The following is a 26,764-nucleotide window of genomic DNA, read 5'->3' on the forward strand; positions in this document are numbered from 1 at the left end:
ATTTTCAATCCCCAACAAGTAACCTTAACAAGCCTGTCGCTTCAGATACACAAGTAACGTAGAATTAAGATTTATCTGGCATTTACTAACAGAGGCGCCCATGCTTTGCGACTATTTGGTACAAATTTTGACTGCCCGTGTATATGATGTAGCCCAAGAAACACCGCTTGATTTGGCTGTCTTACTGTCTGCGCGTCTCAACAATAAGCTACTCCTTAAGCGCGAGGATATGCAGTCAGTATTTTCCTTTAAGCTGCGTGGCGCCTATAACAAGATGGTAAACTTGCCACCTGATATGTTAGCGCAAGGTGTTATTGCAGCATCAGCGGGAAACCATGCTCAAGGTGTGGCTCTCGGCGCCAGTAAATTGGGTACGCGCGCTATTATTGTCATGCCAGAAACTACACCTTTGGTAAAAGTCAACGCAGTTAAAGCGCGTGGGGGTGAAGTTATTCTGCATGGGAACACTTATGATGATGCTTATGGTTACGCACGTCAGTTAGAAGCAGAAAAAGGTTTAACTTTTATTCATCCTTTTGATGACCCAGATGTGATAGCTGGGCAAGGTACGATTGGGATGGAGATTTTACGGCAATATCAGCAACCTATACACGCGATATTTGTGGCAATTGGTGGAGGTGGGTTGATATCGGGAGTTGCTGCTTATATAAAACGGTTGCGTCCAGAAATTAAGATTATTGGTGTGGAACCTGTTGATGCGGATGCGATGAACCAATCATTACAAGCTGGAAAGCGGGTGCGATTGTCGCAAGTAGGGTTATTTGCTGATGGTGTCGCTGTGCGGGAAGTTGGGGAAGAAACGTTTCGGTTGTGTCAGGAATATGTAGACGACATTATATTAGTCAATACTGACGATACTTGTGCTGCTATTAAAGATGTTTTTGAAGATACTCGCTCTATTGTCGAACCTGCGGGTGCTTTAGCTATCGCAGGCGCCAAAGCATATGTAGAACGGGAACAAATTGAAGGTCAAACTTTAATTGCTATTGCTTGCGGCGCCAATATGAACTTCGACCGTCTCCGTTTTGTTGCTGAACGCGCGGAATATGGGGAACAACGCGAGGCAATATTCGCAGTAACTATTCCTGAGCAAGCAGGAAGTTTACATAAATTCTGCGAATGTATTGGTAGACGTAACTTAACTGAGTTTAATTATCGTATTGCTGATGAAAAAATCGCCCATATTTTTGTTGGGATGCAAATTCAAAAGCGCGCGGATAGAGCCAAAATGGTAGAAACTTTTGAACATTGCGGTTTCCCTACGTTAGATTTAACCGATGATGAATTTACAAAACTGCATTTGCGGCACATGGTTGGTGGACGCTCACCATTAGCACACAATGAACTATTATACAGGTTTGAATTTCCTGAACGCCCTGGCGCCTTAATGAAGTTCGTTAGCTCAATGAGTCCTAACTGGAATATTAGTGTTTTCCATTACCGTAATAATGGGTCTGACTACGGCAAAATAGTAGTAGGTATACAAGTTCCACCCCAAGAAATGCAAGAGTGGCAAGCATTTTTAGACACCCTCGGCTATACATACTGGGACGAAAACGAAAATCCAGCGTATAAATTATTTTTGGGGTAGGTTGGGTAGAGGCTTTGCGTTCACGTAGTGTCCCGCAGGGAAACCCAATACAATATTATTTATTAATGTAATTTCTTGCTTCGTTTCTAACCCGCCTATGGCTCAAAGCCATAGGCTAATAGCGTAAGTCCATTAAAATGGACTGAGCGGTATAGTAATGTTGGTTGAGTAACACCACGCTATGAAAAAGCACTTCGCGATGACCCCGTGTCATTAATTTTGGTAGTAGAGATTTTTACCCGATTAGGTGCAGAGGGCACAGAGATGAGAGTTAAGAAAGTTGAAGCGCACGGCACCTATTCTCAGAATTAATGATATTGACCACTAGCTTAAAAATGATTAAGTAAGAGAGACCGAATTAATTCAGCCTCTACCAAAACGCGGATATTGCAAATGATGCGCGGATTATTACAATTTGAAAGAATACCTTAATTTAGGTATCCCGCTTTCCCGTAACGGACTCTTAATAATCTCTACCGCTTCTACAAAAGAGGATATTTCATTATGAGGACTAAATGGAATATTTGCTTTCCACCTTCCGTTTAAAGTAACAGTTATTATAGAAGGTACTAAAGTTTTCCGTGCGGAGATATAATACTTTTCTAAATAGCCTTCGTCTTCACTTAATTGAACTTTAGCAAAATCTGAAATGTAAGGTTCTAGCAGTAACCAGAACACTCGGTCTACTGTTGCAAGAAGATATGCTTCTTTATAAGGAAAAGCAACTAAATTTTGAGATTGATGACTGGCGCCTTTACTTCCAATAACTGGTCTATTACGATAACCTGGTTCACGTAAATCACTATAAGAAAAGGATTTTACATAAATAGTCATTCTTTTATAATGATTGCTATCAACAAAATTTTCGTCTTTAGGTATTAGTTGCAAATACTTATTTACTTGATAACAATCTAAATCAATCTCACGTTCAATTAGTAGGGCTTTTAGGTATTCTTTCTTTGCAAGAACGTTAGCTAGTCTGATAGGAAGGTTAGTATTTATAACTTCCTGTTTTACTTGTTTTTTTTCTAAAATCTTACTTACTATAGCAGAGGCTTGTAATCTGTCAATATTTAGGTTTTCGTTGAAGAGTATTTTAATCAGGTCTTCTGTGTATAGATTTAAACGCTCCAATGTCCTGCTGAAAAATTTTTGATATCGAGAATCTTGATTATTCTCAAACTTTGACAACCCCCATAGTCGAACACAACATTGATTTTTTAAATTATATAGAGATATATCATTAACAGTTCTAATATCAATTCCGGCTAGTTGAACATTATTATAACCTTGAATATACGCCAACGCTTCTTGACACACTTGATATATTTCTATAGCGTACCCATTAACCAGTAGCCTTCTTAAAAAAATTATGCCTGCTGAAAGTTCGCTTTTTCTATCTCCTTTACAAGCCCAGAACGGCGCCACTCTTGTTGCATCTAAAGGAGCAAATTGTGTTTAATTACGTTTTTAGAGAAAAAATGAAGCATATCGTAGAAATATAAGCGTTTTTGGCAATTTGCACTTTATATTTACATGCTGTATTGAAGCTTTTTCTAAAATTTAGTCAACGTTTTTGCAAAAATAAGGAACATCATTGGTTGCTAATGTGTCGTATGTGCCGTTATAACTAATAAAGGTGTTTTTTATAAGCATCTATCTATCGACTGAACTTATCGTGTTCCTGTAATTATTTTTATGATTTTCAGGCGCCGTCTCTGTGTTGAATGTAGTTAAGAATACAAAGTTTGAGTAACCAATGACTGTAAATCAAAGTGAAAAACGTCTGCTTTTATTTGTAACTTGCTGTGCAATGGCAGGGTTAGTAGTGGGTGGAATATCGGGTTTTACGAATAAGCCTAGTTGTGATGATAGTAATATTGGTCAGTGTTTTACAGAAGATGCGTTATATAGAACTGTTAAGGGTATGACGACTGGATTGGGTGGGGGAGTTGGCGCCGCGTTTGCTATCCATGTTGGGATGGGTTATAAAGATTGATTAGAAGCTCGTACTAAGCACTTTAGTGCTTAAATAAGAAAGCACTGAAGTGCTTAGTACGAATATCAAAGAAAAAATTAATCTATATATTGCACGACATCTTGTGTCTCGAATCTAATTTTGGGTCTTTCTGCACTTTTGTCTTCAGCAGAACGATACCCTGCGGGACATACGACAACGGCAGCGTACCCTTGTTCTGGTAGTCCTAGCACTTCATCATATTTTGAAGGCACAAATCCTTCCATTGGACAAGTATCAATACCTAATAATGCAGCAGTGGTCATGAATTGCCCTAACGCGATGTAAACTTGTCGGGTTGACCACTCGTTTAAATCAAGAGGATATGGGGGTTTTTCCATAAATCCTTTGACGACTCCAGCAAATTTTGCCAAGTTTTCTACAGGTACTTGTTGAACTTCAGCCATCCGCGCAACGTAACGGTCTACATATTCTGCGTCGATATCTTTTTTAATCGCAAATACTACTAAATGAGATGCGTCTACTACTTGTGCTTGCCCCCAAGAATGTGGTAAAAGCTGCTGACGTATTCCTGGGTTGTTGACTACAAAAAATTTCCAAGGCTGTAGTCCAAACGATGACGGCGCCAGTACCATACTTTGCTCTAGTACTTTCCACACATCACTGGGAATTTTTTTGTCGGCATCGAATTTTTTGGTAGCGTAACGCCATTTCAGTTGCTCTAACACCGTTTCAGGCGCCGATACTGTGGTAATCATACACAATAATCATGATAGTTCCTTACTAACTATAACCTCACGCACCCGATATTTTGATGGGAAATGTCACTTGAAAGGTTGAACCAAAGTTGACTTCGGATGTAACTTCTATTTTTCCTTGTAGTAGTTTTACTAGCCTTGTTACAATTGCTAGTCCTAACCCGGTACTGTTGGGAGGGTATGATTTATCTTCGCGGTTAACACGGTAATATGGTTCAAATATTTTTGTTTGGTCTTCTTTACTTATTCCTATTCCAGTGTCAATTACTGCTAATCTCCATTTTTCACTGCCTAATTGTTCACAGTTAATTTTTATACTTCCTGATTCAGTGTAGCGAATTGCGTTGCTTACCAGATTGGTAATTATTTGTTGTAACTGTAATGAGTCTGTAATAACTTCGATTGGCGCCTTACAATCTACTGTTATTGTCAAATTTTTAGTCCGCGCGAGAGGTTGCATCATTTCGTGAACGTTTTTAATAACTTCGCACACGTTTGTAGGTGCAGTTTTTACTTTCAGTTTTCCAGCATCAAACCGCGAAATCTCTAATACGTTGTTGATAAGGCGAAGTAGTTGCCTTCCATTGTTTAGTATATGCTCAATATGCGCTAAATTATTATACTTCTCTCTAACTTCGGGTGGTTGTTGCTGTACACGCAAAAATAAATCTGAATACCCGATTATAGAAGTTAAGGGATTTTTTAGTTCGTGTGCTAAAAATGAAACGTTGTCTTGATTTGCACGCACTAAACGATTCAATTCTTCGTTATTTAATTTCAGTTGACTTTGCAACTGTTGTAATTCATGTAACCGCTCGCTTACGTAACTCTTGAAACATTGAGCTACCGCTTCATCTATGACTGCATCAATTATTCGTATCGCGCGAATCGCTTTTATAGTGTTTATACTCACTAAATCTTTTTCAAGAGTATCAAATATTACTGTTTTCAATAAATGATATTCCCTTGCAATTTCTAATGGGTCATATCCTTGTCTTGCTCTAAGAACACCATGTTGTAAACTAGCTTTAACAATCGTTTGAATATCATTATCGTGAGATTCCACTAGTACATGTGACATCGCCTTGAGTACGTCAGGGAGATGGTCAATTATAGCGCTCGAACGCAATTTGTCAGCAGTGGTGATCTGTCTGTCCTTACGGACTTCTGCTAGCCATTCATTTGTAATTGCGTCGGTCTTTTCTAGTAACAGATCACTAACATTCATTATTGATTCTTAAAATTGAGAATAATATTATTTTTATTGCAATTATTTTAGCTATGTAACTGTCATTAGCAATAAATAAAAATATTTTATCTATCTTAAGGAGTAATTACAACAGTGTTTAACTAAGTTAATGTGAATTAAGACCTATACAACAATAAGTAATGCTAATCCTAAAGGTAGATAGGTATACAGTAGTATTAATGTTATAATTTATATTTAGAGTAAGTCAGCCTAATTCGATAGTAAAAATTATACTTATGAAAACTAAGTATATATAGGAACTTTCGGAACGGAGGAACCAATTTTGGGGCGTATCTTTTTAAAGTTCTGAGTAGAAAGTGCTGAGTGCTGAGAAATAAACCCACTCAGAACTCAGGACTCGTAACTTTAAAAAGAGGAGTATCTCTCAACTCTAGCCCGTCAGCTAACTTCGTAGGCATTGAGAGGAAACTGAAAAGATAGCGCTATATTAATTTTAGTGTTGCAATCTTAATCAGATATCCTCGGCTGGTACTGCTCGGATTTTTGTACCTACTAAAATCTGTTGAGGTTGCTCTGTGATATTCCAATTAAATTTAGCAGCAATTGCAGCGGTTGCTGGGCAAGCGGTATGGCGCCGTTCTAAACCCTTCATTTTGCGCGATAGTTTTCTGCTGCCTTGTTTGGGGTTTTTGGGGGTCATTTTGTTATGGTGGATAATTGCAATTTTAAACCCTCAACTAATGCCAACTCCAGCAGAGGCATTAGTTGCTAATCTTGACTATATAATGAATCCGTTTTTTGAACGCGGACCTGGTAACTTGGGAATCGGTTGGTTACTAATAGCTAGTTTGCGTCGGGTGTTAATCGGATTTGGACTAGGCGCCCTAGTTGCTATTCCTGTCGGGTTTTTAGTTGGTATGTCCAAGCAAGCGATGATGGCACTTAATCCTGTCATTCAAATCTTTAAACCTGTATCACCTTTGGCTTGGCTACCAATTTCTCTGGCTATTTTCAATCTTGCAGACCCATCAGCGATTTTTGTAATTTTTATTACTTCGCTTTGGCCTACTATCATTAATACAGCTTTGGGAGTATCGAGTGTTCCCAAAGATTATATTGATGTTGCGCGAGTTATAGAAATGCCGCGTTGGCGCCAAATCACCAAAATTATTTTACCTGCAAGTCTGCCTTATATTTTTACGGGTTTACGAATTAGCTTAGGAATAGCTTGGCTTGTAATTGTGGCAGTAGAAATGTTAACAGGTGGTGTTGGAATTGGATTTTTTGTTTGGGACGAATGGAGTCGTCTTAATTTAAACTCTGTTTTTCTGGCAGTCTTTGTAATAGGTTTAACTGGACTATTACTTGATTACGCTGTTACTAAACTCCAAGAATTTGTTACTCATCGTAAATAGGTATTTAAGAGTATGAGTAACATAAATAATAATTGGACACGGCGCCATTTTATCCAAGGTGTAGGATCGACCGCAGCTCTTAGCGTCCTTTCTTCGTGTGCTGTCAAGGCAAACCGGGCACCACAGGGTTTATCAAAGCAAGCATTAGAAATTGAACAGGTTGTTAATCCCAAAACTCTCGAAAAACCTAATTTGACTATTGGTTATGTACCAGTAAACGATTGTGCGCCATTTGCTATCGCCTGGGAAAAAGGATTTTTTCGTAAGTACGGCTTAAATGTAACCCTTAGTCGTGAAGCTAGTTGGGGAACATCGCGCGATGGAATCATTTTTGGACGTTTGGATGCTTCTCCGGTTGTATGCGGCGCCGTCACAAACGCTCGTACAGGTGCAGAAGGCGCCCGTCATGCTCCATTATGTGCAGCGATGACAATTCACCGTCACGGTAATGCCTTAACTATGAATAAGGTAATGTGGGAAGCTGGGTTGCGACCGTGGAAAGACTATAACGGTGATTTAGAAACGTTTGGACGTGATTTTCGTAATTACTTCGGTAAATTACCTTCAGAAAAGCGCGTTTGGGCAGTTGTACTGAGTTCTGCTATATACGAATATTTTGTTCGTTACTTAGCTGCGGCTGCGGGAGTGGCGCCAGATGAAGAGTTTCGGATTATAATTGTCCCCCCACCGCAAATGGTGGTAAATATGCGAATTGGAGCAATGCAGGGTTATATGGTGGCAGAACCTTGGAACACGCGCGCCATTACTGGTAACGAAGGTATTGGCTTTACGTTTGCTCAGGGACGCGAAATATGGCATGGACACCCAGATAGGTTACTTGCTGTAATGGAGTCGTTTATTAAAGAAAATCCCAAAACTTATCGGTCGTTGGTTAAAGCGATGATTGAAGCTTGTCGATACTGTGGCAACCCCAAAAACCATGAAGAAGTCGCGAAAATTATCTCTGACCGCTCATTTACAGGCGCCAAACCCAAGCTAACTCGTCCGGGAATCGTAGGAGAATACAATTATGGTGGTTTTGATGGGAATAAACGCATAGTATCATCACCTGAAACAACAATATTTTTTGATTTACCAGCTTCTTTAGCGCGTATTCCTAACGACCATTCAACATTTATGTGGCAGTCTGAAAGTTTATGGTTAATGACACAGGCTACAAGATGGGGACAAAATAAAGGATTTCCTAAAGATGCTGAACTGCTAGCGCGCAAAGCATGGCGAACAGACTTGTATCGTGAAATTGCAGCAGAAATGGGTATTGAATCACCAAAAGAAGATTACAAAATCGAGCTTGCTGATAATTTTATTGATAAAAAACCATTTGACCCCAGCGACCCTATAGGATATCTCAAAAGTTTTGAAATTCGCGCAAACCGTCCTCAATCCTTCTTCATGTCCTAATTAGTACACACACTATCTTCGTATATAGGTATACAATGAAATCTACCATTTACCCAACAAGTGACCAGGAGTCAAATTTGAATAGTCCTGCATTTTTGGAAGTAATCAATTTACGTAAGTCTTATCGTAAACAAGACAACAATGAGTTTGTAGTGCTAGATAAAGTTAATCTTACGATTGGCGAAAATGAATATATTTCTGTAATTGGGCATTCGGGATGTGGTAAATCTACACTCCTTAAAATCGTGGCAGGTTTAGAAAAAGCAACTGCCGGGCGAGTGCTACTTGATGGCAAAGAAATTCGTAAACCTGGCGCCGAAAGAATGATGGTGTTTCAGCAATACTCATTATTACCTTGGTTAACTGTGCGAGAAAATATTCGTCTAGCAATAGATGAGGTATTAAAAAATGCCACTCGTGCTGAAAAAGTCAGTATTGTTAACGAGCATTTGGCAATGGTAAATTTGACTGCTGCAGCCGATAAATACCCTGATGAATTATCGGGAGGGATGAAACAGCGTGTAGGTATAGCACGTGCATTAGCGATTCGCCCTAAAATGCTGTTAATGGACGAGCCATTTGGCGCCTTGGATGCATTAACGCGCGGTAAATTACAGCGTCAAGTGTTAGATATCTGGGAAAATCACAAACAAGCGGTAATGATGATTACTCACGATGTCGATGAAGCAATCTACATGTCAGATCGCATCGTTCTTATGACCAATGGACCTAGTGCTAATATTGGTGAAATTCTAGACGTACCCTTCTCTCATCCTAGAAATCTCTCAGAAATGCGAAACTCAAAAGAGTATTATGAACTTCGTAACTATGCTCTTAATTTCCTTGAACAAAACTTTACCGCAGATGATTAGTTCAAATTTTAAATGTCATAAAAATTAAAAAAATCCAAAAAGTGCAAAACAACTACCTTGAATAGGTAGTTGTTTTTAACTAATATGAGACCATCTTATCAGAGATTGTCAGAAATTTGATAGTTAATTAGGGGTATTCGATGGAAAATTGGCAAGCATTAGTCAGCATTATCACATTTTTGTGCGTTATTTTTTTAATCATGACTGAGTGGGTACACTTGACAATTGCAACTTTATTAGGTGCATTATTGCTTGTATTTACCAATGTCATGACTTTAAAAGACGCTGTTGGTTACATTGGTAACAGTCACGGTACTTTAGCATTATTTTTTGGTGTAATGGTTCTAGTTCGAGCATTTGAACCAACTAAAATTTTTGAGTATTTAGCTACACAACTAGTAATTTTAGCCAAAGGTGAAGGTAAACGGTTACTTTTAGGTATTGTGTTAATTACAACCCCAATTTGCGCTGTCTTACCTAATGCAACTACAGTTATGTTACTGGCGCCTTTAATTCCTCCAATGGCAGAAGAAGTGGGAGTAAATTTTGTACCATTACTTTTATTACTAGTATTTGTTGCGAATAGTGCAGGACTGTTAACAATTGTTGGTGACCCAGCTACATATATTGTTGGTGATGCCATAAATCTAAGTTTTACCGATTACTTATATCGCTTAAGTTTCGGTGGAGCAATTGCTATTTTGACCGTTACTGCCACCTTACCATTTTTATTTCGTAAAATTTGGAATACAAAACTTGATACTTTACAAGAACTACCGCACCCCAAAATTAATCATCCACGTGTTTTAGCATTAGGAGGGTTAATAGTAGCTCTAGTTTTACTATTTTTTGTCATAGGTGAAGGGTTGCCAGTACCAGTTTCACCTGCTGCCGTAGCTCTTTTAGGCGCCGGATTAGCAATGCTGCTTGCACACAATAGTAAAATTGATTCGGTGAACAATATTCTTCGTGATGTTGACTGGAGTACACTTATCTTTTTTATGAGTATATTTGTTTTAATCGGAGGGTTAGAAAAGACAGGAGTAATTAATAACTTATCTGGAGTATTCGCAGCAGTATTGGGAAAAAATATTGCTTTAGGTTCAATCTTTTTAATATTTTTTGTGGGATTAGTATCGAGTGTTGTTCCGAATATTCCATTAGTAGTAGCAATGGTGCCCCTACTTAAACAATATGTAGTTAATATTGGCATGGCGCCTGCCGAAATTCTTCAATCTGGTTTTAATGGACAATTTCCTCCAGAAGTACTACCTTTGTTTTATGCAATGATGTTTGGCGCCACGTTAGGAGGTAATGGTACATTGGTTGGAGCATCATCAAATATAGTAGCAGCAGGTGTATCTGAACAACATGGGCGCCGTATTTCGTTTAAAACCTTCTTAAAGTACGGCATACCAGTAATGGTGTTACAACTCATAACTTCAGCAATATACGTATTTTTCCGTTTCTTGCGGTAGCAGTAGGGTGGGCAGTGCCCACCCATAGTTAAGCAATTTGTCTAGCCATTAATTTCGCAAATAGTCCTTCTTGTTGGGCGAGTTGATCGAAAGTTCCTTGCTGTACTACTCTACCTGCTTCAATTACATAAATACGGTCAGCATTGCGAATGGTGCTAAGACGATGGGCAATTACTATTCGTGTTACCCGCAACCTATCTAAACTTTCACTGACTATTGCCTGAGTGCGATTATCCAGTGCGCTAGTAGCTTCATCGAAAATCAAAATTTTAGGCTTTAAGACTAAGGAACGAGCAATTAACATTCGTTGACGTTGCCCCCCAGATAGGTTCGTACCACCTTCAGAAATTACAGTGTGCATCCCCATTGGCATGGCCTCAATATCTTCGGCAAACCCTGCCATGCGTGCAGCTTCCCAAGCTTCATCCATCGTAATTAAGGCGCCACTGGAAATATTATCAAATATCGATGCACTGTTAATTCGACCGTTTTGCAATACTACACCTAGTTGGCGCCGAATAGCGGATATATCTAGTCCTGATAAATCTTGACCATCATAAAAAACAGTTCCTACTTCAGGTGTATCAAATCCCAATAGTAACCGAATTGTAGTAGATTTACCGCTGCCACTTGGACCAACAAAAGCAATAAATTCCCCTGCTTCAGCTTTAATACTAACATCATCTAAATTCCAAGGACCATCTGCACGATAGCGGAAAGACACATGTTCTAACTCTATTTTGCCAGTCAGTTTACCAGGATTAGCTTTTTGTAAATCAATTTCGGGTGTTGCTTGAAGAATTGGTTGCGCACGTTCCCATAAAACTACTACTTCGAGCATTTGAATCAAGGTATTACTTAAGTTAGTAACACCATTGATGAATATCCCATAAGCTGCATTAAAAGCAAGAAAACTTCCAGCAGTTAACTTTTCTGCATCCGCTGGTGCGTCTGGTTGCATTGAATCCGCCGTAATTTTAGCTGATAAAGCAAAAATTATCATAGAAGATGCAACAGGTACCATAATATTAAATACTGCAACCACGTCTTCAACTAACTGAGTACTCAACATAAGCTTCAGTTGTTTACTATACTTTTTTGCCCAGTGAGCAAAAGCACGATTTTCGGCGCCTGCAATTCTCAGTTTAGAAACACTTCCGATGAGTTGCACCATCAAGCCAGAAATTTCTCCCTCTATGTCTTCCAAAGGACGCATAGTACGACGAGTAAGGGCGCCACATATAATTGTAACTATCATAACGACTATACCTACACCCACAGCAACCAAGGCTAATTTGGAACTGTAAACAAACAGCAAACCCAAATTCAGTAAGGAAAACAAACTGGTGAAAAGAGTCATTAAAGTACTGCTACTTAGTTGCTGACGCATCTTGGAAATCGCTGAAACTCGTGATTGCAAATCCCCTATAGAGTATTCACGAAAAAATGACATGGGCAGATTGAGTAACCTATCCCATACAGCAGCTTGTGTACCAGTGTCAGAATTACTTTCTAGCCTTAATGATGCAAAACTTTGGGTGAGTTGAAATATAGCAGTACCAAAACTAGCTGCTAGTAAGCCAATACCAATTTGCATTACAAATCCCCTGTCTGCATCAGGGATAGCTTTATCTATAAGGATACTAGTAGCTTGAGGAGTTACCATGCCCAGCAAGCTACCAATAACCCCTGCTAAAAACAAGACCATAATATCTTTGCCACGACCCGCTAAGGCAAATTTAAGTAAATCTACCGCTTTCAAGTTTTGATCTGGTAAAGACCGATAAAACATGTAAGCGACTGGTTCTAACTCTTTTTTTTTCAAAAAGTCTGCTACAGAAGTTCGCTTTTGAGTTTCAGGATCAAATATTTCATATTTACTACCACCTATAGGTATAAGTGCTACAGGACATTTATCACTAGCAGTATAGGCTAGCAACGCTCCAGAGTCTTGTTTCCACCAACCAGGAGTCAAAATAACTCGACGCATACGAACCCTAGACGCGCGTGCTATTGCCTCAACTGGTTCTTTGACACGATTTAAGTCTTCTGATTTCCCTGGAGGCAGAATTTTAATTCCTAAAGCTTTTCCAACGGCGCCTGCCGCCATTAGTAAATTAGTATCTTCTTCTAAAAAGGTTTTAGCTTTAGGTTTGAGAATAGAGGCAAGTTCTCCCAATGCCCCAGTGGTTACTTGAAGGTTGAGTTTTTCTCTTGCTTGAAACTGAGTCAGTATTTCTTCGGATTCCTGCTGTTCTAATTGATGGAGATATCGCAGAAAATCTTTGTGCATCTGCACCAGCTTTTCAGAAAGACTTTCCCAAGTGTATAAAGTCGAAGTATCTAGAATTGTTGTAGGGTTGACAACTCCAGGGAAAGTAGAAAATTTTTCTATCCACTTTTCTGCTGAAACGATTATTTTATTGCTTACAGGTTTGGCTACCAATAAACTTTGATTATCAATTACCAACTCCTCAAAATCATTTTGCGTAATTTTACTTAAATAACTTTCTTCTAAGGGTACTGCTAATATTCCGTATATTTTGGGATGGTTGGTCTCCTCAGTTGATGTAACTATCGAGTTAACCTTAGCAAGATCAAAGCCAAATAATGCCTCCCCTGCACTTGCACTAAATAGATAGCGACGGTCGCTTACTAGAATACCGTCTTCGATTGCGACCGCAAATAACCCTACCACTCCCGATTCAATCGTCCAAACAATGGAATGGTCATCCAAAAGTAGAGGTTGATTTGCTTTAAGGAGGAAATTAGGGCTGAGGACTTGATTTTTTTTATTCATGTGAAAGGTATTTTAAGTTATGAACACAGTACTAGTTCAATCTGAAGCAGTTGAATTGTTATCGCGCTTAACAGGGCGTAGGCTTAATCATACAGATGTAAACAAGAGCGTAATTTTTTTATCAGCATTAGTCACGATGACTTTAGGTGTAATGTTTGCTGATGGTGTTGTTACTGAATCTGAAACACGATTATTAGAAAAAACCATTGAACAATTGGTTCCTAAAAAGGGTGATGTACCTGTATTAATCCAACTTTTGATTGAAGGCATCCGAGAAAACCCGGTATATAAAAATCCGTCCGAATGGTTAAAGCTGACGACATCGCTCTCTCTAGAGGAAAAAATCTTGTTAATTAGTTTTTCTTATGAGATGTCAGCGGTAGATGGAGAAATAGCTTCTGGTGAAAGAGAATATCTAAGAGCAACAGCAAATATACTGAAAATTCCTCCTCAATATACGGAAGTTTTAGAAGTTTGGTATACTAGTAAGTATATTGAAAATATTGCTGTTTGGAAAGAGTTACAAAATTTAATCAATCCTAAAAATTTTGATTATTTAGGTTTACGATTCGTTAGTTTAGATTCCGTAGAACTGTTGACACGTATTACAGGTAAAAAACTTGTTAAGAGTGATATTAATACCATTATTCTATTTTTAACATCTTTACTAACTATGAGTTGGGGGGTTATGATGGCAGATGGTATGCAGCAAAAGGTAGAAAAACAACTATTAGTAAAAACGATTAAGCGTTTAATTCCGCAAAAAGATAATGATGTGCGTGAGTTGATGGAAATTTTATTGGAGAAAGTTCCTCAAAGTGATATTTATCAACAACCGCAAGAGTGGTTAAAGCTTACATCATCTTTATCAGAACCAGAAAAGATACTATTGATAAGTTTCTGTTATGAAATGTCTGCTGTAGATGGCGAAATATCAGTTGAGGAAAGAAAATACTTACATTCTGCTGGTAGTTGGTTAAGCATTGAGCCACAATATGTTAATTTTTTGGAGGCTGTTTTTGGTGGTGATGGTATTGATGATACAGTAGTCTTAAAACGTTTAAAATCTATAATTCATCCTGATAAGTTTCAAGAAATAAATGAAATTTTTGTGGATGCAGCTAGATATATTCTCGACACTCTCGAAGTATTGAGCTTTTAACACTAATATTTGTTCTGAATGTAGGCGCCGCTTCCAGCTTACAACTTAGTTACGCATGTTTGCCAGCACAATTGAATGTTACTTACTTAAGCTAAAAAATTGGATTGTAGGTTGGGTGGAGGAACGGAACCCAACATCAACAATTACCTTGAGTAATTGCGAACTGCGAATCGTATTTGTTGGGGGGAGCAAAGCTTTTACCCAACCTACTATCGTCAAGTAAGTGGTATTCATCAGTACAATTACTGATGCCAAAAAAATAAATATAACTTTAGATAGATGTAAAGTTTTTTTTTGCCACATTGTGAGTAAAAAACGTGAATGATTTATTAAATGCATGGCAAGCTGTTCTCACTTCAGACTATTTACTAACAGACACAGCAACCCTATCAACTTACGAGCAGGCAACTTTTTCGACGACGCAACGAGTTTATGCCGTGTTACGTCCAGAAACTGTTGGTCAGGTTCAAGAGTGCCTAAAAATTGCAAATCAATATAAAACTCCTCTATATCCTATCAGTCGTGGAAAAAACTGGGGACTTGGTTCGCGAGTTCCAGTACAAGATAACTGCACGATTCTAGACTTGAGCCGGATAAATCGGATTATAGATTACAATGAAAAACTTGCTTACATTACCATACAGCCAGGTGTAACATTCCGTCAGGTATATGAGTTTTTGAAAGAGCAAAATTCAAAGCTATTTATCTCTGTGATTGGCGGTTCACCAGAAGCGAGTGTGATTGGTAATACCTTGGAACGGGGTGACGGTTCGGGTCCATTAGGAGAGAGAGTGGCTCATGTTTGTAATTTTGAAATTATCTTGCCTACAGGAGAATGCATTCATACAGATTTTGGTCGCTTTGCTAATGCCAGTGCTAAAGCTGTTAATCGCTGGGGTGTTGGTCCTGCACTTGATGGGTTGTTCAGCCAATCTAACTTAGGTATCGTCACCCAAATGACCGTCTGGTTAACACCTCTACCCAAGTTTTTCCAGACATTTAATTGTGTGATTCAGGATAGTGGTCATTTGAGTAACTTTATAGATAAGCTTCAACCACTGATTTTACAGGATGCGATTAGAAGTAATTGTTTCACCTTTTGGAATAGCTATAAATTCTTAGCAAGACAAGGGAGATACCCTTGGCAAATTATGGGTGAGAAGACACCTCTGTGTTTAAAGGAATTGAAAAGGTTCGAGCGGTGGCTTGGTACTGGATGCTTGTATTCTGCTAGTCGGGAGCAGGGGTTAGCAATTCGCAAGCTAATTGAAGAAACCTTTACAGGTCAGGTAGAATCTTTGAGCTTTATGGATCAAGATAACCATAATGATTTACTAATTAACAACTCGTCTCTAGGTGTTCCTACTGACCAAAATATAAGAAGCACTTACTGGCGTAAGAAAACTTCTTTACCACAAAATATTAACCCCGACCGCGATCTTTGTGGTGTTGTGTGGCTTTGTCCAATTTTGCCCTTTGATGGACAAGTGATCACCCAAGCAATATACACAATTGAAACAACAGTTAATAAGTATGGGTTCGAGCCAAATATTGCGATAAGTTGCATATCAGGAAGAAGTGTACAGATATTTATCGCCATTATGTTTGACCGGGATGTTCCTTTTGAGGATGAACGAGCAATGTCTTGTCATGACCACTTGCTGCAACTGTTAACTCAAGATGGGCATATCCCATACCGTCTAGGTATTCAATCGATGAATAGTCTTCCACGTACCCAAGATGACTATGGAAAGCTAATGCAAACCCTCAAACAAACACTCGATCCAAACGATATCCTTGCTCCTGGTCGGTATGATTTTAGAAAAGATTGGGCATAAATAAAAATATTTTATATAATAATCCGAAATGAGTTGTAAAAATATGTAGATGTAGAGGCGCGATATATTCCCTGCGGGACACAGCGTGAATGCGTCTCTACAATTCAGTATTTTACGGCATTTATAATCGATTACATCAAGCACTATATTATTGAATAATAAATATTGCTATATACTTAAAATTATTTACAAAAAGATAATTCAAGCCGATATTTTATTGATTAGAAATCAGTAATAATGCTGAGGTTATATTTAAAAATTCAAAGTTCAATAAAAAAGGAAAAGTTCAATTATTTTATAAGGAATCAATTAATTATGTCTACATCGAACATGGAAAAATTCACCTCTGCTGTTATCTCAGATGCAGCACTTAGAGATCGTTTAGCAGCAGCTGATAGTCTGGATAGCGCTACTGAAATGGCTATGCAAATAGCTCAAGAAAAAGGCTATAATTTCTCAGTTGAAGAAATGAAAGCTAAACTTGAAGAAATTTATAATGCAAATCAGTCTGGTGAACTCAGTGATGAATTACTAGAAGCTGTGGCTGGCGGTAAAAGTTCTCCTAGGATTGGTGGTGGTATAAGTGTCGGTCCTGGTGGCATAAGTGTTGGCGGAAGCTTTAGCGGTTGGTAGTATTTAGGCATTGTAATTTAACTGTGTGATAAGCTGTTGCACACAAAATTAAGATTGAAGGAAGGTTTGTGAAAAAAACCTTCCTTTCTCATCAACTATAAAAATATTTAAAATTGTTTAAAATTAACATGTTTTTTAATAATAAGTTCATCAAGTTTGTACATAAGCGAATAACTCAGTAAAAATTATTTATAATGATAACTGAAATTGACTTATTTACGGAAGAAGAGTGTTGGCAACTTCGTTCAGTAGTACACGAATTTAAGCACTTTTTGACTTCGAGACATCCTGTAGTGCTTTTTTATACTTTGCAATTAGCAAGCTTTAAGGACATGGTTTGCTATACCACAATACTTGGCAACTTCATTATTAAGAGGTAGTAAATGTACTTACTCAACACTTTAGAAAAGTCAGCAGCAACCCATTGTGAAAGTTTAACTTTCCCGAACTTCCGCGATTCACTGCGAAACATAGACTCTGAACAGTCTATAGTGGCTATTAGCGCTTCACACCAGGAGCAACCAGTAGGTTTAGTTCTAGCAAAAATTTGCGAAGATAATCAATCTGCGGAGGTTCTCTCTATATTTGTCAAAGTTTCATATCGCAATACAGGGTTGGGAACATCTTTGCTCAAGCGGTTAGAACAAGAGCTACAAACTAGAGGATGTAAAAAAGTGGAGATTGTTTACATGGCGGGACAACCCACAACAGCAGTTCTAGAACATCTGCTTCAAAAATGTCACTGGGAACTTCCACAATCACGAATGCTCGTATGTAGAGGAGACAATAAAGTATTGGAAGCAGAGTGGGTAAAGAAGTACAGTCATCTTCCTTCTGAATACAGTATATTCCCTTGGGAGGAAATTACCGAACAAGAACGACAAGCTATGAAAAAACAGCAGGAAATTCAGCCTTGGATTCCCGAAGATTTAATACCTTTTCAATATGAAAATAATTTTGAACCATTAAATAGTTTAGGTTTGCGTTACAAAGAACAAGTAGTAGGATGGGTGATTAACCATCGGTTCTCTTCAGACACAATCCGTTATACCTGTAGTTTTGTCCGGAAGGATTTGCAGAAAATGGGGCGAATTATTTCGTTATATGCGGAAGCAGGTAAACGTCAATGTCAGGCTAACATTTTTAAATGCATCTGGACGGTGCCACTACAACATCAAGGGATGGTGAATTTTGTGAAACGTTACTGGATACCTTATTTAAATTCTTTAAAAGAAACTAGAGGTAGTTGTAAAGTATTGATATAACATCAAATTGAATAACGTGTTGTAAAGACATTACATGTAACGTCTCTACATTGTACACAAAGTTATTTGTAATTGGTCTAAAACTTCTTGAATACGAGTGTTTGCCTCTGGATAAGCTAATTCTTCCAAGGTCAAGTGGCTCAAAGTCATCAACATTAGAGATTGAATGCTTGTGTCTTTAATTTTGCCTTTATCCAAGTATTCAGTATCAAAGCACTGTAGATTTTCTGCGGCTGCTTTCACTAAGACTTGTAGAATTTTAAATCCACCATCCGAAAGTAAATCTTCAGAAGACGCCTGACCCCGGTAGTTTTCTAGTCTACCTCCTTCTCGGTAACTAGGAAATGATTCTAAACCAATGAAGCGGAAAAACCAATCAGCCCGATAGTATCCATTAGCTGCGACAATACCTTGGTAGTCGGCTATTAACTCATCAAACAAATTATTACGCATTGAATTAAACAAACGACGTGTAAAGTAGTGAGTACATTCATGCTCTAAACGAATTGTAAGGGATAAGCGTAACCATTCAGATTCTTCTAATCCCATATCTTGAGCAGAAACACCACTATAAGCACCATTGCTCAAAATAATAAATCTATCCTGATAAAGCTGTTTTTGTGGAATTATCTGCTGAAATTCTTTATTCCAAGCACTTTCTGAGCAATTCTCAAGGTTTTTAGCTTCCCATTGTTGACGTAAGCTACGAATTCTATCCCAGTTGTTGAAACCACCTACAATACAAGCTCCCATAGAAGCTGGCACTGGCAGGGGTTCATTCCGCATTGTTAGTGCTTGTACTAGAGATACAAAGTCCTCTCGGTTTGGGGCAAGTAAAACTGGAATGGCGCCTGCTAGACTTTGATGTATGAACAACTTAAGTTTTGACGGTTCTTTTAAAATCAAACCACTTGCTTCTGTCATAACACCTCTACGTGTAGCTGCGCGATACGCTGAATCTTGGCTCATACCTTCTTGAATAGGAAATTGCAACTGTACGAGTCGGAATTTTAACGCTTGAAATGTCCCAACTTCTAGTGCGGCAACAGCATATTCTTTCCATGCTGAGACATGAGGTTCTGAAACAAGGGGAAATTCGACTCTATGAGTTAACGTATCCCGCTCAAATACGTTGTGGTTGTAGGCAAGTAATTCTTCAGTTTCAGAAATACTGGCACCAAAGTAGGTTAATATATCAGCACGAAGAGAATCAAGCATCATTTTTTCCCCCTTCTGAACGAATCAATCGTGCATAATAGCCGTCCATTTCCAATAACTCTTCATGGGTGCCACGTTGTACTATGTTACCTTTTTCCATAACAATTATTTCATCACAATCTCGAATGGTACTCAAACGGTGAGCAACAATAATACAAGTACAACCACGACGACGGATATTTTGGTCGATAATTTTCTCTGATTCTGTATCTAGCGCACTAGTTGCTTCATCCATGACCACGATTGATGGATTAGTTACCAAAGCACGAGCAATTTCTAAACGCTGACGCTGACCTCCGCTTAAATTAGCTGCTCCTTCCATCAATTGCCCGTTATATCCACTTGGTAATGCCATTACTACATCATTAATAGCAGCATCCATACAAGCTTTGACTAACTGACTATCGGGTATTGTTGGATCCCACAAAGTTAAATTTTCTCTGACTGTGCCAGAAAAAAGTAAGATATCTTGCTCTATCACTGCCAGAGAATTAGTTATCACAGACCGAGGTATTTCTGACCTAGGTTTGCCATCAAAGAAGATTTCTCCTTCCCAAGGTTCATAAAGACCAGTTATTAACTTTGACACAGTGGATTTACCGGAACCACTACCTCCAACGAACGCAACCCTTTGTCCTGGTTTGAGTGATAAGTTAAAGTTTTCAATTAAAGGTACTTCTACACGACTGTAACCAAAGGTAATATTTTTTAACTCGACATGACCTTTTAGACGGTAAGTACTAATTGGTGATGCGAGTTGTTTTGGCCCGGACTGAGTTGCATTTTCTAATTGAGGGTCAATTTTATTGTTTAATACATCATCAAGACGGTTAATATCTCCTTCCAACTCCTGAATTTCGCCAGCAAATTTTACAAGATTATCAACAGGTTTTTGAAAACTTTCCATTAAGCTTTTAAACGCTACTAACATTCCAATACTAATATGACCATCCATTACTCGTAATCCACCGAGTACTAGTATAAACATAGAAGTTAATGAATTGAAAAGTGGCGGCAAAACCCCAATAGTTTGGTTTGTAACACCTAATTCTTGTAGCGAGTTAATTCCTTTTGTATAATAACCTGCCCAGCGTGCAAAAAAGTCTGACTCTAAAGCTCCCGCTTTCAGAGTTTCCATACTTTGCAATCCGGCAATTCCGGCACCTGCAGCTTTTCCCATATCTTGAGCTAATCTCATATTAGCATCTACCCGTTGACGAGAGATATATTGAAAAACGACAATATTTACAACAGCAAAAAATATGCCAATTAACGTGAGTAGCCAGTCATAGGTAAACATGACTATGGCATAAAACACTATCATAACCGCATCTATGATATTACTGGCTAATTTAACAGAGATTACCTCAGCTACTTTGTCATTAATATGAACACGATTACTAATTTCACCAGCAAATCTTTGGGCATAAAAACCTGCTGGTAGTCTTAGGGTATGCCAAAAAAAGCTACTTGACATTCCGACAGATAATTTAATTTTAAGTTGTCGCAGGTAGCGCTTTTGCAAAAATGTTAAACATACTTGTAACACGAGTGCGGCGCCCATAGCGAGCAGTAATGGACGTAACCAATCGGCTCGAAGGTCAACAATTATGTTATCAATAAATATTTGATTGAAAGCAGGTATTGCCAAGCCAGGAATAACTAGTAATAACCCGGCGAGTAGACAGTAAGTAAGAGCGGCAACAGAACTCTTTAATCTATCAAGCAGTGAGAATAGTAAGTTAGGTTTACGTCCTCCCTTTTGGAATTCTTTTCCTGGCTCTAAACATAAAACAACGCCTGTGTAAGCTTCGTCAAATTCTTGTAAAGAGACGGTACGCGGTCCTGTGGCAGGGTCATTCAAATATACTCGTTCTTTACTAAATCCTTCCACTGTCAGGAAATGGTTAAAGTTCCAAAAAACAATGTAAGGTGGTTTGATATCTCGTAAGCTAGCAAGTTCTCTTTTATAACCTTTAGCTTCCATACCATAGCGTCTGGCAGCTTTGAGAACGTTAGAAGCTTTACTGCCATCGCGCGATACTCCACATTCTCGTCGTAATTCTGCCAATGGTACTATACGACCATAGTATCCGAGAATAATCCCTAAAGCTGCTGCACCACATTCTACAGCTTCCATTTGCAGTAATGTAGGTGTTTTAGCTCGCTTATAAATTTTAGGTTTAGTGTTTGCTTGTGTCATTTCTAATTAATACCCGTCCACTCTTTTAAAATTGGTAACACAAAAGTAATAGGCGCCTGCTGTTCAACTTGTACGCGAGCAGTAGTAGTAGTGCCAGGTGAAATTTTCAACTGTGGTCCTTTTGACGAAGACCACTTGTAACCACTGTAAGTAGATTCATCTAGTTCGAGTTCGGCAGTCACTTCAATCGTAGGTTCTTGAGCGGTTAATTTCTTGACTAATTCTGCATTACCCAAAACAGAAAAGGCGCCTTCCGGAGTAATTGGAAATGAAGAAACTGACACAACTTTGCCAACGACACCACCAAATCTTTCACGCTTAACTGTGTCAGGGGTAATTTGAACTGACATTCCCCGTTTCATTTTCTTACCATCTTTAACAGGAAAATAAGTAATCGCTAACATTTTTCCTCCTTCACCTTGAGCATTCATGGTAGCAATAGGAAAGCCAGCATTAACAAATTGTCCAACTGAAGAAGTAACCTCTAGAATACATCCAGCTTGTTTGCTGATAATTTGGCTACTTTCGCCTATTTTTGCCTCTATGTAAGCAATATTGCGTTCTACTTCTTTAATTTCGTTTATTCTGTTATTAGAGGTTGATAGATTTTCTTGCTCCAAACGTTTAGCTTTGGTAGTAACTTCTTGTAGTTGGTTTTGTAATTGGGAGATGCCGTTGATATTATCGAGATATTTTTGTTGTGCCTGAGTTTGCTTGAGACTCAAATCTTTAAGTTGAACTTGGATTTCACTTATACTGTTGATATTAGTTAAATATTGCTGTTGTGACTCTGTTTCCTTTACATCTAACTGTTTTAACTGCGCTCGTGTATCGGAAATTAACTGTAATGCTTGGCGGTACTCCTGTTCTACCTGTAACACACTGTCGGCGGTAATGGCGCCTTCGGCTAATAATTGTTGGCGTTTTTCCAGTCTTTGTTTGTGTACAGGAACTAAAGCTTCAAAATCTCGTAGACGTTGTTGAATACTAAGTTTTTCTTGAGCAATTGCATTTGATGCTTTGTTCTTCAAAGCAGGAGTTAATGTCAGTATATATTGCAACCGTTGTTCTAAACTTTGACGTTGCTGGGTTATAATCTTTAAATCTTGATCCTTAAGTATAGGAGTAAGCTGTCGAGCCGCCTCTAAACGTTGCAATAAACTTAAACGCTCAGACGCTAAAGTTTCTTTTTCTAACTTAGCACGTTCACCTTGTAATGCTCCACTATCCTGCGACTGTGCCAACAACTGACCACGTTTAGCGCGCTGTTGCTCTAGCTGTTGCTTAAGTTCTGGGGGGTCAATCGTTGCTAACACATAACCTTTATCTACACATTGACCTTCTTTAACGTTTACTGTTTTTAACTGTCCAGGAATATTCGATTGAAACTGCGTTACCCGCTTAGGAAGAATTACCACACCGGGAGCATTCTCTGTGATCGGGATACGACCAAAAATACTCCATATCAAAGTTCCGACAACAAAAACACCCAAAGTCGTTAAAGGCAACCAATCTTTAGGGTTGACTATTTGCATCAACTGGTCTAGTCTTTCTGGAGAAGATAATCGCTCTAACGACTCTTGACGAAATAATTTGTCTTTACTCATAGGGAATGCCGAAAGCCTAAGTTTAATTATTGGAAATATCGATAAATTTAGCAACAAGCATTAATCGACTTTCCCTAGTATTCCCACTACCGAAGAAAAAATCACATATACATATTAATTTCTATATAAAATTTTTAATTTTGACGAATCAATGCCCACAGTCGGCGCTTCACTTATGATTAAAGCAGAATCGCTGAAAAGTCAAAAGATTGTCAATGATATGTCGAACGCTGTGGATGCACTGCGGCGCATCCCAGCTAGACACTCCGAGCATAACATGGTGCTACAACTCATAACTTCAGCGATATACGTATTTTTCCGTTTCTTGCGTGTATAGTATTAAGTGGCACAGTTCGTATGCCTGTGCTACAAAGATTTAATAGATAAAACCCGATAGCCTGCACCTTGAGGCAAACATTGAGCATTAATATCAATAGGACAAGCACTACTTCCTTGAGAAGGACGAGTACCTTCAACAAACACAGCTTGTATTTCAACCTGTTGATTATGAAATGACTGTAACTGTGTGCGAGAAACTTGTTCAGATGGACGCAACACCATTTTACGACCTAAGCGAGAATCAGTAATTAAAAAAAACTCCTCACCCAAATAAGCTTCTTGTGACATAACTGGAGGAATTTCTTTATAAATTAGTTTTCCACGCAAGGAATATACTTTTGATTGTCTCCATAACCCTAAACGTTTGTTCTTAGCAGTGGCCTCAGCAATTAAATATTGACTCCTGCTTTCAAAACAGTTGTTCAAAGTTTTTAGTTCAACAGTAGCGGCGCCTTCTTCTACCATGCGAAGATTTATAGACTTATTATCTACAAACACCTCACCAAGTGTACTACCATTTTGTACTGATTCTGTAGTTTTGACAATTACGGGAGTATTTGGCACCAGTATCTTTCTTAAGCTTTCTTCTGCTTGCTTACGCTGTCCAGTTATTTCAGGTACAGTAATACATGCAAGTTTGACGGTAACTGGTTTACCTGTATTCTCTTGAACCTGAATAGTTCTGCCATCAACGAAACCAACAATATGACCTAGTATTAAAATTAGTTGTTGAAAAAATTCCATGTGTAAACAGGTGTATAAATTATCTGGTTTTATTATTCCCTGAATACAACGTGGACAAACATTTAGTAGAGACGCGATTAATCGCGTCTCTACTATACACATTTTTTACTTAGATATTTTATGTACTGACAAAGCCTGCTGAGAGCAAATAGATTTTGCAGATGTTTATTGTATTTGTGAATCTGGGGGAGCAGCTTTTGGTAACACCGAGCGTGCATCATCGTCTGTTACCAAAGGTACACCAAGTTTTTTCCTGGCTGTTTCCTCAGCAATTTTTTTATCTTGTTCATTACTGAATTGACTTTCATCGAGCAAATGCTGTTCATGTGCAGCTTGGTCTCGACTTGGTGCGGCGCCGTTTTTCCATCTGTATCTAATGTCCATAACCTCAAAAACAGATAAACTGTTTTTCACTATTTATTGCTAAATAATAAAACTAAAACACTAACTCGGTACTCATTCCACAGGTTGAAGTATCTCTATTTTTGTACGCTAACATAACAAAGTAGCGACTGGTCTGCTTGGGGAAGACAACCTTGCGAAGAAATTTATGAAAGCAAAAAAAACGCGGCGCAATTTCTTAATTACCAGTATGGCTGTTGCTGGTAGTATTGTGGCAGCAGATAGCTTGCAATTCCATAGTTCCGATGCTGCTAAAACACCAGTTTCTATGCCCGAAAGAGTTTTGGGACGCACGGGGGTAAAAGTTCCGTTGTTGGGATTGGGAGGTGCAAGTACAAAAACACCACTCGACAAAGAGGATAGAGAACGTGATGCTTTGGCAATTATTGAAAGAGCGCTTGAACTTGGTATTCGTTATTTTGATACTGCCGCTAGCTACGGAACAAATGAAATTTATCTGGGAAAAGTCCTGCCATCTTACCGTTCAAAGGTTTTTTTAACCAGTAAGACTTATGAAAAAGACAGAGATGGTATGTGGCGAGAATTAGAGCGTTCTCTAAAGCGTCTTAATACAGATTATCTAGATTTGTGGCAGCTGCACAGTGTTGCTTCGCCTGAACATGTCGAAAAAATCTTTAGTGCAAATGGCGGAATTAAAGCTTTAGAAGAAGCTAAAGAGCAGAAGTTAGTTCGATTTGTTGGTATTACCGGACATCACGAACCAGAGGTAATAGTTGAAGCAATGCGTCGCTATCCTTTTCACACAACGCTTATTCCCATAAACGCAGCAGATAAACATCATGCGCGCCCGTTCTTATCCTCGGTTTTACCATTAGCTCGGCAACAAAATGTGGGTGTAATAGCAATGAAAGTACCCGCTTACGGGAAGTTATTTCAATCTAGTGGTTTAACAGGAATGCAACAAGCAATGAGTTATACTTTATCGCAAGCTGGTGTTCACTGCTGCATAATTTCAGCAGATGACGTAAAGCAATTAGAAGAAAATGTTAAAGTAGCTCGTGCTTTTGAGCAACTAAGCAATACCCAACTAGCAGCTATTGAAGAACGTACAGCCAAAATTTGGCAGGACAGCACATTCTACCGCGCTTGGACTTAATAACGTTAGGACAATTATTTATATAATACAAGCTTGTAGCCAATTTTGTTCGGAGAGCTATTTGTGCCCATTATTCAAAGTACAAGCATAATTGACGGAGAAAAAGTAGATATATATATATTGAGGTGGATACAATTCCGCCTTCAGATGACGATGAGGTGTTTCGAGATAGTGGAGAGAGAGTAGTCAGGGCAGCAAAAGATGTATTTGGTAGGGGTTTAGATTTATCTCGCAGTTGCGCGCGAGAGGTAATACAGAGCATTAGTCAAATGAGTGATGCTGTTAAACCAAATGAATTTGAGGTAAAACTGGCAATTAAGCTTGATTCTAAAGCGGGTGTACCAGTTTTAGTAAAATTAGGCGCCGAGGCACAGATGGAGGTAACAATGAAATGGACACTCAAAGACCCATCGAAACCAGTATAACTGGAGAATCAGCAATTCAAATATTGCCGTACACGCTAATTGTTGGTCAGCAACAGTTAAAGCTGGCACTAGAGTTAGCATATATTGCACCCCGTATTAGTGGAGTTTTACTTAGTGGACAACGAGGAACTGGTAAATCTACGGCTGTACGCGCGTTTGCAAAAATGATGTCTGGAAAGCTTCCTGTTAAGTAAGTCGGCGCCAAAATTCCTAACTATGTAACGAAAAGTTAATAAGAGACGTTAGAGTTAAATTTTACACGCTGT

Annotated in this window: 23 protein-coding genes and 1 riboswitch; of the genes, 13 read left to right on the top strand and 10 right to left on the bottom strand. The window is 38.6% G+C overall.

The genetic code is table 11. The annotated features are described in order from the left end of the window. Window positions 1-100 precede the first annotated feature (100 nt). A complete protein-coding gene (gene ilvA / locus DSM106972_RS47150; RefSeq protein ID WP_127087180.1) occupies window positions 101-1,612 on the top strand; it encodes a threonine ammonia-lyase, biosynthetic in 1,512 nt (503 codons plus the stop codon). Window positions 1,613-2,020: 408 nt separating this feature from the next. Here ilvA and DSM106972_RS47155 read toward each other — a convergent pair whose 3' ends face one another. After that, window positions 2,021-3,040: a hypothetical protein gene (locus DSM106972_RS47155; protein WP_127087181.1), complete on the bottom strand. Its 1,020-nt coding sequence runs from the start codon at window positions 3,038-3,040 to the stop codon at window positions 2,021-2,023. 331 nt (window positions 3,041-3,371) lie between these two features. Between DSM106972_RS47155 and DSM106972_RS47160 the strand changes: the two genes are divergently transcribed. Then, on the top strand, window positions 3,372-3,611 hold the full coding sequence (locus DSM106972_RS47160) for a hypothetical protein (RefSeq protein ID WP_127087182.1): 240 nt from the start codon (window positions 3,372-3,374) through the stop codon (window positions 3,609-3,611). 77 nt (window positions 3,612-3,688) lie between these two features. Here DSM106972_RS47160 and DSM106972_RS47165 read toward each other — a convergent pair whose 3' ends face one another. After that, complete coding sequence (locus DSM106972_RS47165; protein ID WP_127087183.1) at window positions 3,689-4,348, bottom strand: NAD(P)H-dependent oxidoreductase; 660 nt, start codon at window positions 4,346-4,348, stop codon at window positions 3,689-3,691. Between the two features lie 37 nt (window positions 4,349-4,385). After that, window positions 4,386-5,576 (bottom strand): sensor histidine kinase, encoded by a 1,191-nt coding sequence (locus DSM106972_RS47170; RefSeq protein ID WP_127087184.1) that lies wholly within the window; start codon window positions 5,574-5,576, stop codon window positions 4,386-4,388. Between the two features lie 252 nt (window positions 5,577-5,828). Further along, window positions 5,829-6,027, top strand: a riboswitch (cyclic di-AMP (ydaO/yuaA leader). A gap of 106 nt (window positions 6,028-6,133) precedes the next feature. Here DSM106972_RS47170 and ntrB point away from each other — a divergent pair. The 4 genes from ntrB to DSM106972_RS47190 all read left to right on the top strand — a co-directional run bounded on the left by ntrB (window position 6,134) and on the right by DSM106972_RS47190 (window position 10,745). Continuing rightward, window positions 6,134-6,973: a nitrate ABC transporter permease gene (gene ntrB, locus DSM106972_RS47175; protein WP_186538613.1), complete on the top strand. Its 840-nt coding sequence runs from the start codon at window positions 6,134-6,136 to the stop codon at window positions 6,971-6,973. Between the two features lie 12 nt (window positions 6,974-6,985). Then, a complete protein-coding gene (locus DSM106972_RS47180; RefSeq protein WP_186538610.1) occupies window positions 6,986-8,395 on the top strand; it encodes an ABC transporter substrate-binding protein in 1,410 nt (469 codons plus the stop codon). Window positions 8,396-8,430: 35 nt separating this feature from the next. Further along, a complete protein-coding gene (locus tag DSM106972_RS47185; protein WP_127087185.1) occupies window positions 8,431-9,267 on the top strand; it encodes an ABC transporter ATP-binding protein in 837 nt (278 codons plus the stop codon). Window positions 9,268-9,407: 140 nt separating this feature from the next. Beyond that, entirely contained in the window at window positions 9,408-10,745 is a 1,338-nt protein-coding gene (locus tag DSM106972_RS47190; RefSeq protein ID WP_127087186.1) for an ArsB/NhaD family transporter, read from the top strand. Window positions 10,746-10,773: 28 nt separating this feature from the next. On the opposite strand, the gene DSM106972_RS47195 is transcribed toward DSM106972_RS47190, so the two are convergent. Next, window positions 10,774-13,545 carry an NHLP bacteriocin export ABC transporter permease/ATPase subunit gene (locus DSM106972_RS47195; RefSeq protein ID WP_127087187.1) on the bottom strand — a complete coding sequence of 924 codons (2,772 nt, stop codon included), beginning with the start codon at window positions 13,543-13,545 and terminating at the stop codon, window positions 10,774-10,776. A gap of 19 nt (window positions 13,546-13,564) precedes the next feature. Between DSM106972_RS47195 and DSM106972_RS47200 the strand changes: the two genes are divergently transcribed. Beyond that, complete coding sequence (locus tag DSM106972_RS47200) at window positions 13,565-14,707, top strand: TerB family tellurite resistance protein (RefSeq protein WP_127087188.1); 1,143 nt, start codon at window positions 13,565-13,567, stop codon at window positions 14,705-14,707. A 78-nt stretch (window positions 14,708-14,785) separates the two neighbouring features. Here the strand turns inward: DSM106972_RS47200 and DSM106972_RS51915 are convergent, their stop codons facing one another. Further along, complete coding sequence (locus DSM106972_RS51915; RefSeq protein WP_158633004.1) at window positions 14,786-14,941, bottom strand: hypothetical protein; 156 nt, start codon at window positions 14,939-14,941, stop codon at window positions 14,786-14,788. A gap of 83 nt (window positions 14,942-15,024) precedes the next feature. Between DSM106972_RS51915 and DSM106972_RS47205 the strand changes: the two genes are divergently transcribed. From DSM106972_RS47205 to DSM106972_RS47215, 3 genes are all read left to right on the top strand, one after another. Further along, window positions 15,025-16,545 carry an FAD-binding oxidoreductase gene (locus tag DSM106972_RS47205; RefSeq protein ID WP_127087189.1) on the top strand — a complete coding sequence of 507 codons (1,521 nt, stop codon included), beginning with the start codon at window positions 15,025-15,027 and terminating at the stop codon, window positions 16,543-16,545. Window positions 16,546-16,860: 315 nt separating this feature from the next. Then, complete coding sequence (locus DSM106972_RS47210) at window positions 16,861-17,178, top strand: Nif11-like leader peptide family RiPP precursor (RefSeq protein WP_158633005.1); 318 nt, start codon at window positions 16,861-16,863, stop codon at window positions 17,176-17,178. Window positions 17,179-17,561: 383 nt separating this feature from the next. Then, a complete protein-coding gene (locus DSM106972_RS47215; RefSeq protein WP_127087191.1) occupies window positions 17,562-18,443 on the top strand; it encodes a GNAT family N-acetyltransferase in 882 nt (293 codons plus the stop codon). Between the two features lie 45 nt (window positions 18,444-18,488). Here DSM106972_RS47215 and DSM106972_RS47220 read toward each other — a convergent pair whose 3' ends face one another. The 5 genes from DSM106972_RS47220 to DSM106972_RS47240 all read right to left on the bottom strand — a co-directional run bounded on the left by DSM106972_RS47220 (window position 18,489) and on the right by DSM106972_RS47240 (window position 24,968). Then, the gene (locus tag DSM106972_RS47220) at window positions 18,489-19,664 is read right to left on the bottom strand and encodes a DUF7005 family protein (RefSeq protein WP_127087192.1); all 1,176 of its coding nucleotides are present in this window, start codon (window positions 19,662-19,664) and stop codon (window positions 18,489-18,491) included. Then, window positions 19,654-21,864 carry an NHLP family bacteriocin export ABC transporter peptidase/permease/ATPase subunit gene (locus DSM106972_RS47225; RefSeq protein ID WP_127087193.1) on the bottom strand — a complete coding sequence of 737 codons (2,211 nt, stop codon included), beginning with the start codon at window positions 21,862-21,864 and terminating at the stop codon, window positions 19,654-19,656. Before DSM106972_RS47225 ends, DSM106972_RS47220 begins: the two co-directional genes overlap by 11 nt. Before the next feature lie 2 nt (window positions 21,865-21,866). Continuing rightward, window positions 21,867-23,471 (bottom strand): NHLP bacteriocin system secretion protein, encoded by a 1,605-nt coding sequence (locus tag DSM106972_RS47230; protein ID WP_127087194.1) that lies wholly within the window; start codon window positions 23,469-23,471, stop codon window positions 21,867-21,869. A gap of 366 nt (window positions 23,472-23,837) precedes the next feature. After that, window positions 23,838-24,656 (bottom strand): thermonuclease family protein, encoded by an 819-nt coding sequence (locus tag DSM106972_RS47235; protein ID WP_233787319.1) that lies wholly within the window; start codon window positions 24,654-24,656, stop codon window positions 23,838-23,840. Window positions 24,657-24,719: 63 nt separating this feature from the next. After that, window positions 24,720-24,968, bottom strand: coding sequence for a bromodomain-containing protein (locus DSM106972_RS47240; protein ID WP_233787318.1), 249 nt, complete (start codon window positions 24,966-24,968; stop codon window positions 24,720-24,722). A gap of 136 nt (window positions 24,969-25,104) precedes the next feature. On the opposite strand from DSM106972_RS47240, the gene DSM106972_RS47245 reads away from it, so the two are divergent. The 3 genes from DSM106972_RS47245 (at window position 25,105) to DSM106972_RS47255 (ending at window position 26,692) form a co-directional block, all read left to right on the top strand. After that, window positions 25,105-26,073 (top strand): aldo/keto reductase, encoded by a 969-nt coding sequence (locus DSM106972_RS47245; RefSeq protein WP_127087195.1) that lies wholly within the window; start codon window positions 25,105-25,107, stop codon window positions 26,071-26,073. 125 nt (window positions 26,074-26,198) lie between these two features. Further along, a complete protein-coding gene (locus DSM106972_RS47250; RefSeq protein WP_127087196.1) occupies window positions 26,199-26,498 on the top strand; it encodes a CU044_2847 family protein in 300 nt (99 codons plus the stop codon). Next, window positions 26,465-26,692, top strand: a complete 228-nt coding sequence (locus DSM106972_RS47255; protein WP_201800885.1) for a hypothetical protein — start codon at window positions 26,465-26,467, stop codon at window positions 26,690-26,692. Before DSM106972_RS47250 ends, DSM106972_RS47255 begins: the two co-directional genes overlap by 34 nt. The last annotated feature ends 72 nt before the right edge of the window (window positions 26,693-26,764 follow it).

Source organism: Dulcicalothrix desertica PCC 7102 (assembly GCF_003991905.1).
GTDB classification, from domain to species: Bacteria; Cyanobacteriota; Cyanobacteriia; order Cyanobacteriales; family Nostocaceae; genus Dulcicalothrix; species Dulcicalothrix desertica.

Coding starts and splice junctions, on each gene's coding strand:
- DSM106972_RS47195 (WP_127087187.1), bottom strand. CDS start 13,545: ATGAATAAAAAAAATCAAGTCCTCAGCCCTAATTTCCTCCTTAAAGCA.
- DSM106972_RS47225 (WP_127087193.1), bottom strand. CDS start 21,864: ATGACACAAGCAAACACTAAACCTAAAATTTATAAGCGAGCTAAAACA.
- DSM106972_RS47170 (WP_127087184.1), bottom strand. CDS start 5,576: ATGAATGTTAGTGATCTGTTACTAGAAAAGACCGACGCAATTACAAAT.
- DSM106972_RS47180 (WP_186538610.1), top strand. CDS start 6,986: ATGAGTAACATAAATAATAATTGGACACGGCGCCATTTTATCCAAGGT.
- DSM106972_RS47210 (WP_158633005.1), top strand. CDS start 16,861: ATGTCTACATCGAACATGGAAAAATTCACCTCTGCTGTTATCTCAGAT.
- DSM106972_RS47190 (WP_127087186.1), top strand. CDS start 9,408: ATGGAAAATTGGCAAGCATTAGTCAGCATTATCACATTTTTGTGCGTT.
- DSM106972_RS47215 (WP_127087191.1), top strand. CDS start 17,562: ATGTACTTACTCAACACTTTAGAAAAGTCAGCAGCAACCCATTGTGAA.
- DSM106972_RS47220 (WP_127087192.1), bottom strand. CDS start 19,664: ATGATGCTTGATTCTCTTCGTGCTGATATATTAACCTACTTTGGTGCC.
- DSM106972_RS47230 (WP_127087194.1), bottom strand. CDS start 23,471: ATGAGTAAAGACAAATTATTTCGTCAAGAGTCGTTAGAGCGATTATCT.
- DSM106972_RS47245 (WP_127087195.1), top strand. CDS start 25,105: ATGAAAGCAAAAAAAACGCGGCGCAATTTCTTAATTACCAGTATGGCT.
- DSM106972_RS47160 (WP_127087182.1), top strand. CDS start 3,372: ATGACTGTAAATCAAAGTGAAAAACGTCTGCTTTTATTTGTAACTTGC.
- DSM106972_RS47200 (WP_127087188.1), top strand. CDS start 13,565: ATGAACACAGTACTAGTTCAATCTGAAGCAGTTGAATTGTTATCGCGC.
- DSM106972_RS47165 (WP_127087183.1), bottom strand. CDS start 4,348: ATGATTACCACAGTATCGGCGCCTGAAACGGTGTTAGAGCAACTGAAA.
- DSM106972_RS47255 (WP_201800885.1), top strand. CDS start 26,465: ATGGACACTCAAAGACCCATCGAAACCAGTATAACTGGAGAATCAGCA.
- DSM106972_RS47235 (WP_233787319.1), bottom strand. CDS start 24,656: ATGTGTATAGTAGAGACGCGATTAATCGCGTCTCTACTAAATGTTTGT.
- ilvA (WP_127087180.1), top strand. CDS start 101: ATGCTTTGCGACTATTTGGTACAAATTTTGACTGCCCGTGTATATGAT.
- DSM106972_RS51915 (WP_158633004.1), bottom strand. CDS start 14,941: ATGAATACCACTTACTTGACGATAGTAGGTTGGGTAAAAGCTTTGCTC.
- DSM106972_RS47185 (WP_127087185.1), top strand. CDS start 8,431: ATGAAATCTACCATTTACCCAACAAGTGACCAGGAGTCAAATTTGAAT.